General features: G+C 67.4%; 9 protein-coding genes. 4 read left to right on the top strand and 5 right to left on the bottom strand.

Annotation, left to right across the window (positions count from 1 at the left end; translation table 11 throughout):
- The first annotated feature begins 12 nt into the window (after positions 1-12).
- The 3 genes from hpxO to WA965_RS14845 are packed head-to-tail and all read left to right on the top strand — an operon-like array spanning position 13 to position 4703.
- Positions 13-1179 (top strand): FAD-dependent urate hydroxylase HpxO, encoded by a 1167-nt coding sequence (hpxO, locus tag WA965_RS14855; protein ID WP_526296078.1) that lies wholly within the window; start codon positions 13-15, stop codon positions 1177-1179.
- A gap of 6 nt (positions 1180-1185) precedes the next feature.
- A complete protein-coding gene (locus WA965_RS14850) occupies positions 1186-2019 on the top strand; it encodes an FAD binding domain-containing protein (protein ID WP_526296076.1) in 834 nt (277 codons plus the stop codon).
- On the top strand, positions 2016-4703 hold the full coding sequence (locus WA965_RS14845; RefSeq protein ID WP_526296074.1) for a molybdopterin-dependent oxidoreductase: 2688 nt from the start codon (positions 2016-2018) through the stop codon (positions 4701-4703). Before WA965_RS14850 ends, WA965_RS14845 begins: the two co-directional genes overlap by 4 nt.
- Before the next feature lie 103 nt (positions 4704-4806).
- Here WA965_RS14845 and metH read toward each other — a convergent pair whose 3' ends face one another.
- Complete coding sequence (gene metH / locus WA965_RS14840; protein ID WP_526296072.1) at positions 4807-8586, bottom strand: methionine synthase; 3780 nt, start codon at positions 8584-8586, stop codon at positions 4807-4809.
- A gap of 343 nt (positions 8587-8929) precedes the next feature.
- Between metH and WA965_RS14835 the strand changes: the two genes are divergently transcribed.
- Entirely contained in the window at positions 8930-9808 is an 879-nt protein-coding gene (locus WA965_RS14835; protein WP_526296070.1) for a PAC2 family protein, read from the top strand.
- 53 nt (positions 9809-9861) lie between these two features.
- On the opposite strand, the gene WA965_RS14830 is transcribed toward WA965_RS14835, so the two are convergent.
- From WA965_RS14830 to WA965_RS14815, 4 genes are all read right to left on the bottom strand, one after another.
- The gene (locus WA965_RS14830; RefSeq protein WP_526296068.1) at positions 9862-10863 is read right to left on the bottom strand and encodes a patatin-like phospholipase family protein; all 1002 of its coding nucleotides are present in this window, start codon (positions 10861-10863) and stop codon (positions 9862-9864) included.
- Between the two features lie 2 nt (positions 10864-10865).
- Entirely contained in the window at positions 10866-12338 is a 1473-nt protein-coding gene (locus tag WA965_RS14825) for a DUF1254 domain-containing protein (RefSeq protein ID WP_526296067.1), read from the bottom strand.
- 47 nt (positions 12339-12385) lie between these two features.
- Positions 12386-13624, bottom strand: a complete 1239-nt coding sequence (mshC, locus tag WA965_RS14820) for a cysteine--1-D-myo-inosityl 2-amino-2-deoxy-alpha-D-glucopyranoside ligase (protein ID WP_526447700.1) — start codon at positions 13622-13624, stop codon at positions 12386-12388.
- Between the two features lie 57 nt (positions 13625-13681).
- On the bottom strand, positions 13682-14076 hold a 395-nt coding region (locus WA965_RS14815; protein ID WP_526447698.1), incomplete at its 5' end, for an inositol monophosphatase family protein.

The raw sequence follows: 14076 nt of genomic DNA, 5'->3' as shown, positions 1-14076 counted from the left end.
GGGAGTCCACACGTGAAAGCGATCATCATCGGCGCCGGCATGGGCGGCATGAGCGCGGCGATCGCGCTGCGGCAGATCGGGATCGACACCGCGGTCTACGAACGCGTGACCGAGAACAAGCCGGTGGGCGCCGCCATCTCGGTATGGTCCAACGGCGTCAAGTGCCTCAACTACCTGGGTCTGGAAGAACAGACGGCGAAGCTCGGCGGGATCGTCGAGACGATGAGCTACCTCGACGGGCACACCGGCGACACCATGTGCCGGTTCTCGATGCAACCGTTGATCGACGAAGTCGGACAACGCCCCTACCCCATCGCCCGCGCCGAGTTGCAGATGATGCTGATGGAGGCATATGGGCTCGACAAGATCCACTTCGGCCACCGGATGGTCAGCGTGGCCGACGGACCGGACGCGGCGACAGCGACGTTCGCCGACGGCACCACTGCGACCGCGGACTTCATCATCGGCGCCGACGGTGCCGGCTCCCAGACCCGCGAGTACGTGCTCGGTGCGCCGGTGACGAGGCGTTACGCCGGATATGTGAACTTCAACGGTCTCGTCGAGACCGACGACACCATCGGCCCGGCCACCGAGTGGACCACCTACGTCGGTGACGGTAAGCGGGTCTCGGTGATGCCCGTGGCCGGCGGACGCTTCTACTTCTTCTTCGATGTGGTCGAAGAAGAAGGTCTGAGCTACGAGAAGGGCAGCGCGCGTGAGGTTCTGCGTACGCACTTCGCAGGCTGGGCGCCCGGGGTGCAGGCGCTGATCGACAGATTGGACCCGATGAGCACCAACCGCGTCGAGATCCTCGACCTGGATCCGTTTTACACGTGGGTCAGGGGCCGCGTCGCCGTACTCGGCGACGCCGCCCACAACACCACCCCCGACATCGGACAGGGCGGCTGCTCGGCGATGGAGGATGCGGTAGCGCTGCAGTGGGCGTTCAAGGATCACCCCGAGGACGCGCACGCGGCACTGACCGCCTATCAGCAGGCGCGCGCCGAACGCGCAGCGGACCTGGTCCTTCGGGCCCGCAAGCGCTGCGACGTCACCCATGCCAAGGACCCCGAGAAGACCGACGAATGGTATGACGAGTTGCGCAACGAGGACGGCACCAACATCATTCGCGGTATCGTCGGCAACATCATGGGTGGACCAGTGACTCCGGTCAGCTGAACCGCCATGGATCTCAACACCGTCGAGACGACCAGCATCCCGACCCGCCGCGACGCGGTGTGGCCGCTGGAACCCGGGGATGCCATCCTGGCGGGCGGAACCTGGCTGTTCTCCGAACCGCAACCACACATCCGCCGGCTCGTCGACATCACCGCGCTGGGCTGGCCGCCGATCACCCTGACCGACAACGGGATCGAGCTGTCCGCGACCTGCACGCTGGCCGAGGTGTCCGAGCTGTCGTCTCAGCTGGCAGACGACCGTCCCGAGTGGTCGGCGGCACCGCTGTTGCATCAGTGCTGCACCGCCCTGCTGGCGTCGTTCAAGATCTGGGCGACGGCCACTGTCGGCGGCAACATCTGCCTGTGCTTCCCGGCAGGGTCGATGATCTCGCTCGCCACGGCACTCGACGCGGAGCTGACGATCTGGCGCGCCGATGGCAGCGACTATCGGCTGCCCATCACGGAGTTCGTCACCGGTTCGGCGAGCAACGCTCTCGGCGCGGGCGAGGTGCTTCGGTCGGTGTCCTTACCCGCCGCCGCCCTGCGTTCACGCACGGGGTATCGCAAGCTCGCGCCGTCGCCGCTGGGCCGCTCCGGCGTGGTTGTCATCGGCAGACGCGACACCCCTGTCGACGGCGGGCGAGTCGTGCTGTCGGTGACCGCGGCAACAGTGCGTCCGTACGTGTTCACCTTCCCGACTGTCCCCAGCGCGGTGGAGCTCGCGGCCGCGCATGCCTCCATCTCAGAGGATTCCTGGACCCGGGATGCGCACGGTGATCCCGACTGGCGGCGCGCGGTGACGTTGGTGCTGGCCGAGCAGATCTGTGAGGAACTGGCGTGAATATCCGCGTGAACGGCGAAGAGACACAGGCAGTTCCGCGCGCAGGCCAGTGCCTGCGCAGCTACCTGCGAGAGCACGGGCATTTTGAGGTCAAGAAGGGTTGTGACTCCGGCGACTGCGGGGCGTGTTCGGTGCTGATCGACGGCCGCGCGGTGCACTCGTGTGTGTACCCGGCGTTCCGCGCCGAGGGACACGAGGTCACCACCGTCGCGGGACTGGGCACGCCCACCGACCTGCATCCGCTGCAGCGCCGATTCGTCGAGGCCGGCGGCTTCCAATGCGGGTTCTGCACGGCGGGCATGATCACGACGGCCTCGTCGCTGTCCGGGCAGCAGCTCGCCGACCTCCCCCAGGCGCTGAAGGGAAACCTCTGTCGCTGCACCGGATACCGCGCGATCACCGACGCCCTCGACGGCGAGATCAACATCGAGAAGTCCGGCGGGATCGGCTGCTCCATCGGAGCCCCGGCCGGGACGCGAGTGGTGACGGGGACCGAGCAGTACACCATGGACTTCGCCCCGCCCGGGCTGTTGCATCTGGCGGTGCTGACCAGCCCACTCGCCCATGCCCGGATCGTCGCCATCGACACCACCGCGGCCGAGGAGATCGACGGGGTGCACCTCGTGCTGACACACCGTGACAGTCCCGGTGTTCCGTTCTCCACCGCCCGCCACGAGAACCGCCACGACGATCCCGACGACACGGTGGTGCTCGACGCTACGGTGCGCTTCCGGGGGCAACGGGTGGCCGCCGTCGTCGCCGACTCGGTGGCCATCGCCGAAAAGGCCTGCCGGGCAATCTCTGTCACGTACCAGGAGCTGCCGGCGGTGTTCGATCCCGAGGCCGCTCTGTTGTCGGATGCGCCTCTGCTGCACGGCGAGAAGGGTGCGGACACGCGGATCGCCGATGCGTACCGAAACCTCGTCGCCGAGGTGCACGGCGGTGTCGGAGACATCGAGACAGGTATCAGTGCGGCGGTGGCTGCCGGCGGCGCGGTGGTGCGGGAGCGGTTCACCACCCAGCGTGTCCAGCACGCACACCTGGAGACCCACGGCTGCACCGGATGGCGGGATGAGGACGGCCGGTTGGTGCTGCGGACGAGTTCGCAGGTGCCGTTCTTGATCCGCGACGAGCTCTGCCACGTGTTCGGTCTCGAGCCAGACGATGTGCGGGTGTTCACCCGTCGGGTCGGCGGCGGCTTCGGCGGCAAACAGGAGATGCTCACCGAGGACATCGTGACACTGGCGGTGCTGCGACTGGGCCGCCCGGTGCGCTACGAGTTCAGCCGATCGGATCAGTTCACAATGGCGCCGTGCCGCCACCCGTACCGGATCGACGTCACCGCAGCCGCCGGCGCCGACGGGGTGTTGACCGCGCTCGCCGTGGATGTCCTCATCGACGCCGGGGCGTACGGCAACCACAGCACCGGGGTGATGTTCCACGGCTGCGCGGAATCCGTGTCGGTGTACCGGTGCGCGAACAAACGTGTTGATGCGCAAGCGGTCTACACCAACAACCTGCCCTCCGGCGCGTTCCGGGGCTACGGGCTGAGCCAGATGATCTTTGCCGTCGAGTCCGCGATCGACGAGCTGGCGCACCGGCTCGACATGAACCCGTTCGACCTTCGGCGGCGCAGTGTGGTGGTGCCCGGGGACGACTTCGTCGACGCCCACGTCGGCGACGATGACCTCGCCTTCGGTAGTTACGGCCTGGATCAGTGCCTCGACCTGACGCAGCAGGCGCTCGCCGACGGCACCGGTTCAGCCGGTCCGGAGGGGTGGCCCGTCGGTGAGGGGATGGCCATCGCGATGATCGCGACGATCCCGCCGCGCGGCCACTTCGCCGAGGCCTCGGTCACCGTCACCCCCGACGGGGAGTACCTGCTGTCGGTCGGCACCGCGGAGTTCGGCAACGGCACCACCACTGTGCACACGCAGCTGGCCGCCACCGAGTTGGACACCACGCCCGACCGGATCATCATCCGTCAATCCGACACGCAGACAACGGGTTACGATACCGGTGCGTTCGGCTCGGCGGGGACCGTGGTCGCGGGTCAGGCGGTGATGGCGGCGTGCCGAGAGCTGCGGACGATGATGGTGAACGCCGCCGCCGAGTTGGCCGGGGCGAGCCTGCACACCTGCGCGCTGACCCCCCACGGAGTCCAGTGCGGCACCCGGCTGGTCGAGTTCGCCGATCTGCCCACCTCACTGGTCGGCCGCGGCCGCCACGACGGCACACCGCGCTCGGTGGCGTTCAATGTGCAGGGCTTCCGGGTCGCGGTGAACCCGGCCACGGGCGAGGTGCGCATCCTGAAGTCGATCCAGGCCGCCGACGCAGGTGTGGTGATCAACCCTCAGCAGTGCCGCGGGCAGGTGGAAGGCGGTGTGGCACAGGCGATCGGCTCCGCGCTCTACGAGCAGATCCTGATCGGACCCGACGGCACCGTGCTCACCGACGCACTGCGCAACTATCACATCCCGCAGTTGGCCGACGTGCCGGTCACCGAGGTGCTCTTCGCCGACACCTATGACCAGTTCGGTCCGCTGGGTGCAAAATCCATGAGCGAATCGCCCTACAACCCGGTGGCACCCGCGCTGGCGAACGCGATCGCGCGGGCCTGCGGCGCCCGGGTGCGCGACCTGCCGATGACCCCCGCGCGGGTGTGGCGCACGCTATCGAGCTAGCGATTTCGAACGCCGAGAGTACGGTTTATGACGGAAATCGGCCGAAATCCGTCATAAACCGTACTTTCGCGGCTGACCCGCGGTGAGGCACGTGGCCGAGGACTCAGTCCTCCGGGTTGTAGCCGAGGTTGGGGGCCAGCCAGCGTTCGGCCTCCTTCAGCGTCCAGCCCTTGCGCTTCGCGTAGTCGGCGACCTGGTCCTGAGCGATCCGGCCGACCACGAAGTACTGCGACTGCGGATGCGAGAAGTACCAGCCGCTGACCGCAGCTCCGGGCCACATCGCCATCGACTCGGTCAGCTCGATGCCGGTCCGCTCCTGGACGTCCATCAACTCCCAGAGCGTCGCCTTCTCGGTGTGCTCGGGGCAGGCCGGGTAGCCCGGTGCCGGCCGGATTCCGACGTACTTCTCACCGATGAGCGCCTCGTTGTCCAGTTGCTCGTCGGGCTGAAATCCCCAGAACTCCTTGCGGACTCGTTGGTGCATCCGTTCGGCGAACGCCTCTGCCAGTCGGTCGGCGAGCGACTCCAGCAGGATGGCGTTGTAGTCGTCGTTGGCTGCCTTGAATTCCTCGATCTTGGCTCCGCCGCCCAGACCCGTGGTGACGGCGAATGCCCCGACGTAATCCCGGAGGCCCGTTTCCTTGGGGGCGATGAAATCGCCCAGCGACCGGTTCGGGATGCCTGCCCGGTGCTCGCCCTGCTGCCGCAGGTTGTGCAACGTCGTCAGCACCTCGGTACGGGTCTCGTCGGTGTAGACCTCGAAGTCGTCACCGACGGCGTTCGCCGGGAAGAAACCGATCACCCCGTTGGCAGTGAGCCACTTCTCCTTGATCAGGGTGTCGAGCATCTCCTGAGCATCGTCGTACAGCTTGCGGGCCGTCTCGCCCGAAACCGGGTTGTTGAGGATGTCGGGGAACTTGCCCTTCATCTCCCAGGCGTTGAAAAACGGCTGCCAGTCGATGTATTCGCGCAGTTCGGCCACGTCGTAGTCGAGAAATTCACGCACTCCGAGGCCTTGCGCGGGCACCGGCGGCGTGTAGTCGTCCCACTCGATCGGCGTGCGGTTCGCCCGGGCCTTCTCCAGCGTCAGCATCGGCCGCTCGCTCTTCTGGGCGTGCCGTTCACGCAGGGCCGCATAGTCGGTCTCGGTGGCCTCGAGCAGGGCCGGACGCTGCTTGTCGTCGAGCAGTGCCGCGGCGACCGGCACCGAGCGGGACGCATCCTTGACCCAGACCACCGGACCGCTGCGACGCGGCGCCACCTTCACCGCCGTGTGCGCACGCGAGGTGGTCGCACCGCCGATCAGCAGCGGGATCTCGAGACCCTGACGCTCCATCTCGACAGCGAAGTTGACCATCTCGTCCAGCGACGGGGTGATCAGGCCGGACAGCCCGATGATGTCGGCGTTGTGCTCCTTGGCCGCATCCAGGATCTTCTGAGCGGGAACCATCACACCGAGGTCGATCACCTCGTAGTTGTTGCACTGCAGGACGACCCCGACGATGTTCTTGCCGATGTCGTGGACGTCGCCTTTGACGGTCGCCATGATGATCGTTCCGTTGGTGTCCTTCGACGCCGCGGCTCCGGAGGTGACCTTCTCCTCCTCGATGAACGGCAGCAGGTACGCCACGGCCTTCTTCATCACCCGGGCCGACTTCACGACCTGCGGAAGGAACATCTTGCCCGCGCCGAAGAGGTCACCGACGACGTTCATGCCGTCCATCAGCGGTCCCTCGATCACCTCGATCGGGCGACCACCGGCGGCGGCGATCTCGGCCCGCAATTCCTCGGTGTCGGCGTCGACGTCGGCGTCGATGCCCTTGACCAGGGCGTGGGTGATGCGCTCGCGGACCGGCAGGCTGCGCCACTCCGCCGCTTTCGGATCGTCTGCCTTTTCCGACTTGTTGTACCGCTCGGCGATCTCCAGGAGCCGTTCGGCCGCGTCCTCGCGGCGGTTGAGCACGACATCCTCGATCCGGTCCCGCAACTCGGGCTCGATCGAGTCGTAGGGCACCAGGGCGCCCGCGTTGACGATGCCCATGTCCAGACCGGCCTTGATGGCGTGGAACAGGAACACTGCGTGGATCGCCTCGCGGACGGGGTTGTTGCCCCGGAAGGAGAACGACACGTTCGAGATGCCGCCGGAGATGTGCACTCCGGGCAGGTTCTCCTTGATCCAGGCGCACGCCTCGATGAAGTCGATCCCGTACGTCGCGTGTTCCTCGATACCGGTGGCCAGCGCGAAGCAGTTCGGGTCGAAGATGATGTCCTCGGGCGGGAACCCGACCTCTTCGGTCAGGATCCGGTAGGCGCGCCCGCAGATCTCCTTGCGGCGCTCCAGGTTGTCGGCCTGGCCCTGCTCGTCGAAGGCCATCACGACGACGGCGGCGCCGTACTTGCGGCACAGCCGTGCCTCGCGGATGAACTTCTCCTCGCCCTCCTTCATGGAGATCGAGTTCACGATCGGCTTGCCCTGCACGTTCTTCAGGCCGGCCTCGATGACGTCCCACTTGGAGGAGTCGATCATCACCGGCACCCGACTGATGTCCGGCTCCGCTGCGATCAGCTTGGTGAACCGGTCCATCGCGGCGACGCCGTCGATCATGCCCTCGTCCATGTTGATGTCGATGACCTGCGCACCGACCTCGACCTGCTGCAGGGCGACCGACAGGGCGGAGTCGTAGTCCTCGGCCTTGATCAGGTTGCGGAACCGGGCCGAGCCGGTGATGTTGGTGCGCTCACCGATGTTCACGAACAGCGAGTCGTCACCGATGTTGAGGGGCTCCAGGCCCGAGAGCCGGGTAGCCACCGGGATCTCGGGCAGCTGTCGCTGCGGCTTGCCGTCGACGACCCTGGCGATCTCGGCGATGTGCTCCGGCGTCGTCCCGCAGCACCCACCGACCAGGTTCACCAGGCCGGCCTCGGCGAACTCGGCGATGTAGCCGGCCTGGGCTTCCGGGGACTCGTCGTACTCACCGAAGGCGTTGGGCAGGCCGGCGTTCGGGTAGCAGGAGACGAAGGTGTCCGCGATACGCGCCACCTCGGCGATGTAGGGCCTCATCTCCGGCGCACCCAGCGCGCAGTTCAGGCCGACCGCGAGCGGCTTCGCGTGCCGGATCGCGTTCCAGAACGCCTCGGTGACCTGGCCGGACAGTGTCCGTCCGGACGCGTCGGTGATGGTGCCCGAGATGATCACCGGCCAGCGGCGGCCGCGGTCCTCGAACAGCGTCTCGAGGGCGAACACCGCCGCCTTCGAGTTCAGCGAGTCGAAGATCGTCTCGATGATGATGAGGTCGGACCCACCGTCGACCAGGCCGTTGGCAGCCTCGAGGTAGGCCGCAACCAGTTGGTCGTAGCTGACGTTGCGGGCTCCGGGGTCATTGACGTCCGGCGAGATCGACGCGGTCCGCGTCGTCGGCCCCAGCGCCCCGGCGACGTAGCGGGGCTTCTCCGGGGTGCTGAACTGGTCGCAGGCTGCCCGCGCCAGGGCAGCGCCGGCGTAGTTCAGCTCGTAGCTGAGCGCCGCCATGTCGTAGTCGGACAGCGAGACCGCGTTCGCGTTGAACGTGTTGGTCTCCAGGATGTCGGCGCCCGCCTCGAGGTACTCGCGGTGAATTCCCTCGATGATCTGCGGCTGCGTCAGGTTGAGCAGGTCATTGTTGCCCTGGAGATCGCTCGGCCAGTCCTTGAAGCGCTCACCGCGGTAGCCGGCCTCGTCTGGCCGGTCCCGCTGGATCGCCGTTCCCATGGCTCCGTCGATCACCATGATCCGCTGGCGTAACGCAGCCGTCAGTTCGTCGGTGCAGTCAGGGCGGATGTTCGGCACCAGGGTTGCCGGCGCCGAGACATCCGGTTCAGCGGCGTTCACGTGCGCTCCTTCCATTACGGAAGGCGTCCTTAACTCTGCCGAGCGTGGCGGATACCGGCCGGGGCCGGAGAACCGTTGCAACGCCTCTCGACCTCGACGAGTCTACGTCCTCACCTGATCGACGTCTGGACACCCATCTCGTCGCCCCGACCTCAACCCGCTCGGCGATCGCGGCGCCGTCGACCGGCAACTCGCGGATCCCGTCGGGAAAGTCGAAGCCACCAGAGTTAACCAGATTGCCGCCGAGGGTATTTCGCCCCCTGATCGGCGGCCTTCGCATCGGGGTGGTTCTTCAGCCGCGAATCGGGTCGCGAGTCGATGCCCGCCATCGGGCCCGCGCAGGGCTTACGCTGGCCTGGTGACCCCCTCGGATTTCAGCGGTCCGAAGCGATCCGACCTGCCCGATCTCAGCGACACGATCATCGTCGCGGCGTTCGAGGGCTGGAATGACGCCGGTGACGCGGCCAGCGATGCGCTCGAGCACCTGGATGCCATCTGGGAGGCCGAGACACTCGTCGAGATCGATGACGAGGCCTACTACGACTATCAGGTCAACCGGCCGGTGATTCGGCAGGTCGACGGCGTGACCCGCGAACTGGTCTGGCCGTCGATGCGGATCTCGCACTGCCGCCCGCCGGGCGCCGACCGCGACATCGTGCTGATGCACGGCGTGGAACCGAACATGCGATGGCGCACCTTCTGCGCGGAGTTGCTGGCCATAGCGGACAAGCTGGGCGTCCAGACGGTTGTGATCCTGGGCGCGTTGCTGGCCGACACCCCCCACACCAGGCCGGTACCGGTGTCGGGAGCGGCCTACTCCCCCGACTCGGCGCAGACGTTCGGGCTGGAGGAAACCCGGTACGAGGGTCCGACCGGCATCGCCGGCGTGTTCCAGGACGCCTGCGTGCAGGCCGGGATACCGGCGGTGACGTTCTGGGCGGCGGTGCCGCACTACGTCTCGCAGCCACCGAGCCCCAAGGCGACGGTCGCGCTGCTGCGGCGCGTCGAGGACGTGCTCGACATAGAGGTGCCACTGGCAGATCTACCCGCACAGGCCGAGGAGTGGGAGCAGGCGGTCACCGAGATGACCTCCGAGGACGACGAGATCGCCGAATACGTGCAGTCCCTGGAGGAACGCGGCGACGCCGAGGTCGACATGAACGAGGCGGTGGCCAAGATCGACGGGGATGCGCTGGCAGCGGAGTTCGAGCGCTACCTGCGGCGCCGAGGGCGGTAGCGCCCGACAGAAGACACCGAGGGCCCGGTTACCGCAGCTGAACTGCGTCGGCGTCAGCGGAATCGCTTCGTGTAGCTCGACCAGTCCCAGGTCGACAGGAAGTCCTCCCCGGCGCGCTGCCCGCTCTGGTACAGCGATCGTTTGTCCTGCTCGGAGAGGTCGAAGTCGAGAACCCCGACATCTCTGGTGTCGATTCGAATGGTCCGGGCGCTCACCCGGGGCTGGTTGAGATATGCCTGGTCGCGGCCGACGAGGGTGGTCGTCACGACCTGCTCGAGCAGCATCGGCGAACCCAGCCGGCGCAGCGGTCGCAACGCCGGGATCACCTGCTCGTTCTCGGCCGGGAGCGTGGGCAGCAGCGTCACCCCGAACGTCGGCCAGCGCGGATCCTCGTCGTCTGTGCGGTCGAGGGAATCGATCGGGAAGTTCGACAGCAGACCGCCGTCCACCAGCGTGAACACCCTGCCGTCAGCACTGGTCAACGACGCGGGACGGTAGAAGAACGGGATGGCCGTCGACGCGCGGACGGCGTCGGCCACGAGTTGCACGTCGGGATCGAGCCCGTAGATCCGCTGGTAGTCCCACGGCAGCCGGATCAGCTGGCCCAGGGAGACGTCGGCCACTGTGACGACGAGGCGGTACCGCTGCTCGGGCGGCAGGCTGGAATCGCTGATCGCGAGGTCGGCGAACGTCCTCACCCCGAAGTCGGCCAGTTGCGCCGCAACCCAGTCGCGCAGGGCGTCGCCGCGGTAGATGCCGCCGCCGGTCAGCACCCCCCAGGCGGGCCCCAGCACCGGCACCCGTTCGATCGGACCCGGGTCGAGGAACGTCCGGTAGTCGATGTCCATCGCCAGCGATTCCAGCTGTGCCGCGGACAGGTCGCCGCTCTGCGTGGCGGCAGCCAGGACGGCACCCACCAGTGCCCCCGCGGAGGTACCCGAGACACGTTGTGGCACATAGCCTGCGCGCACAAGCGATGCGACGGCGCCGACAAGCGCGACACCTTTGACGCCGCCGCCCGAGAGCACCAGGTCGGCGTGCACGGAATCTGCCACGGTCACACCTTTTCGGGAGGTGGTGCCGTCCAGGTGCCGTTGAGAGCGTCGGGCTTGGGCCAGTACAGCCGCAGGACGAGCATGAACGGCCCTTCGGGTGCGGGCAGCCAGTTGGCCTCCCGGTCGATGCCCGGTGACGGGTTCTGGACGAAGAAGGTGTACCCGCCGTCGGGATCGGGCACCAGGCTGGGCAGCATCTCCGAGTTGATCAGGTATCGCCTCATCGGATTGGCGACCAGACGACTCGCCGGCAGTTCGTACATCGTCAGCGACCAGAAGGCGTTCACCGGGGGCAACCCACCGGACGGGAACCGGAATGTGTAGTTGTTCGCGCCGGTGAGCGGCGAACCATCGGCGTCGTTGACGAAGCTCGGGTAGATGGCTTCGGCGGCGGTGTTGCCATAGATCCCGAGGACTGCGCCGGCCATCCGGTACAGGTAGTTGCCGTTGAGATCGTCCCTGGTGCCGAACAGCTGCGACGACGTCACCCGACCGGTGTCGATGTCGGCCTTCTTGAACGCCTCGAATTCCGCCCAGGCGTCGGCCATCCCGCCTTCGATCGCCGCGCGCATCTCGGGGCTCAGCGCATCGGCGTCGAAGGACTCCTGGGATCCGATGCCGATGCCGGCGAACCTCTCCCGCAGCCCCTCTTCACCGGGCAGCACCGGAGCGAAGCGCAGCACGAAGTCGAGAACCTCGAAGAACTGCGGCGATGCACGCTGCTGATCCGCTGTCAGGGGCGGTGCGAAGTCGATGGCCGGCACGGGTTCGGGCGGCGGCTGGTTCAGGAACACCGACAGCGGCGCGACCTGATAACCCGCCTGGATCTTCTCGACCTCACCGATGTCGGACGGCCCGAACAGTTGGGTGCGGTAGAGCACAAACGCCAGCTCGGTGTCCGACCGGATCACCTCGTCGACGCCTTCAGGTTTCTCGCCCTGCCAGTTCGGCCCGGCGAGCAGGAACGTCCCGCCACCGTTGCCCGTGGTGCGGCTGCCGACGTAGGCGACGTTGGAGGTGTATCCGTCGACGAACTGCAGCGAGTAGTACCGGTCCTGCTGGATCGGCGGCACAGTCAGCACCAGCGGTTCGGCGCGTAGGTCGGCTCCGACGGCGGAGTAGGGCGTGTCCGAGTTGGGTGTCTGGATGGCGGTGTCCTCGGGGGTGTACACCCGCGCGGTGTTGTGGATCTCGTTCCAGCCGCCCTTGTACTCGGGATCCTGGTTGTCGACGAAGTAGGCGTACTGCACCCGGTAGTTGTCGACCATCGGGAAGCCGTAGATGTAGGCCTCCTTGGCGATGGCGCGCGCCTCGGCGGGACCGACGGCGGCCGGAGTCTCGGTGGGTGTGGATGTCTCGGAGGTCTGCGCTTCCTCGGTGGCCGACGTACACCCGGCGAGAAGCGCCAGGGCGGCCAGTCCGAGGACCAGACGGCGGATCACGTCCGCGCCGCCCCTTGCATGCAGAACTGCCATTCCGGCCACCGGTCCCATGGGCGGAAACCTACTCCACGGCAGGTGGTTTACAGCTGAACGCCGAGCAGCGCGTCTACCGCCGTCGCGACGGTTCGTCCCGCTGAACTGTCGTGACCGCCGTAGGACAGCGCGTCGGCAGCCCAACCATCAAGAGCAGCAATCGCTTTCGGAGTATTCAGGTCATCCGCGAGATAGCGGCGAACACGGGCCACGACGTCGGCGGCGTCCGGCGCCTGGGCCAGGGTCGTCGCACTGCGCCACCGGTGCAGCCGGCCCTGCGCCTCCTCGAGCACCGCCTGGCTCCAGAACCGGTCATCACGATAGTGCCCGGCGAACAGACCGAGCCGGATGACGGAGGCATCGACGCCCTCCCGGCGCAGCCCCGACACGAGAACCAGGTTGCCGCGACTCTTGGACATCTTGTGCCCGTCCCAGCCGATCATGCCTGCGTGCACGTAGTGACGCGCGAAACGGCGCTCGCCGGTGACGGATTCGGCGTGCGCGGCGGAGAACTCGTGGTGCGGGAAGATCAGATCACTGCCACCGCCCTGGATGTCGAGGTCGGTACCGATGCGGCTCAGCGCGATCGCCGCGCACTCGACGTGCCAGCCGGGCCGGCCCGGCCCGAACGGCGACGGCCAGCTGGGTTCATCCGGTCGCTCCGCACGCCACAGCAGAGCGTCGAGGGGGTCGCTCTTGCCGGCCCGCTCGGGGTCTCCCCCGCGTTCGGCGAACAGGGTCAGCATCGTGTCGCGGTCGTAACCCGATTCGTAGCCGAACTGGACCGTTGCGCCGGCGTGGAAGTACACGTCGGGGTACTGCGCATCGTCGACGGTGTAGGCGGCCCCTGAGGCCAGCAGTTTCTCGACGACCTCGATCACCTCGGCCACCGCCTCGGTGGCGGCCACGTAATCGTGCGGTGGCAGCACCCGCAATGCCGCCATGTCCTCGCGGAACAGGTCGGTCTCCCGGTCGGCGAGCTCGCGCCAGCCGATGCCGTCGCGCAGCGCGCGCTCGAACAACGGATCGTCGACGTCGGTGATGTTCTGCACGTAGTGCACGTCCAGACCGGCGTCGAGCCACAGCCGGTAGACGAGGTCGAACGTCAGGTAGGTGGCGGCGTGGCCGAGGTGGGTGGCGTCGTACGGGGTGATGCCGCAGACGTACATGGCGGCGGTGTCACCTGGGCTGACCGGGCGCACCTGGCGGTCCGCGCTGTCGTAGAGCCGCAACTGCGGACCTCGGCCAGGCAGCACCGGAACACTCGGCGCCGACCACGATTGCATAGATACGACCTTAGACATCGTCGTCTGGGACAACACCGACGGCCGTTTCATTCCCGGTCATCGCCGGCGGGCCGACAGCATCGTGTCCAGCAACACCCCCGCCAGCTCCGGCCGACACATCAGCAGATCCGGCAGGTAGGGATCGCGGCGGTTGTAGATCAGCGGCGAGCCGTCGATCCGCGACGCGTGCATCCCGGCGGCCCACAGCACCCCGGCCGGCGCGGCCGAATCCCACTCCCACTGGCCCCCCGCATGCACGTAGGCGTCGACGTCGCCGCGGACCACGGCCATCGCCTTGGCTCCCGCCGATCCGATCCGGACCAGTTGGATGTCGAGGTGATCACGCAGCCACCACAGCACCGCGGGAGGCCTGTTGGAGCTCGCGGTGATGCGGATCGGTCCGTCGGCGCGTGGCGGCGGAGCGGTCACGGTGTCGGTGCGGTACACCTCAC

This window comes from Mycobacterium sp. (assembly GCF_049683935.1).
Taxonomy (GTDB): domain Bacteria; phylum Actinomycetota; class Actinomycetes; order Mycobacteriales; family Mycobacteriaceae; genus Mycobacterium.
The sequence above is the reverse complement of the archived record's forward strand: the minus strand, read 5'-3'. Positions and strand labels throughout refer to the sequence as shown.

Coding starts and splice junctions, on each gene's coding strand:
- WA965_RS14850 (WP_526296076.1), top strand. CDS start 1,186: ATGGATCTCAACACCGTCGAGACGACCAGCATCCCGACCCGCCGCGAC.
- metH (WP_526296072.1), bottom strand. CDS start 8,586: ATGGAAGGAGCGCACGTGAACGCCGCTGAACCGGATGTCTCGGCGCCG.
- mshC (WP_526447700.1), bottom strand. CDS start 13,624: ATGCAATCGTGGTCGGCGCCGAGTGTTCCGGTGCTGCCTGGCCGAGGT.
- WA965_RS14825 (WP_526296067.1), bottom strand. CDS start 12,338: ATGGCAGTTCTGCATGCAAGGGGCGGCGCGGACGTGATCCGCCGTCTG.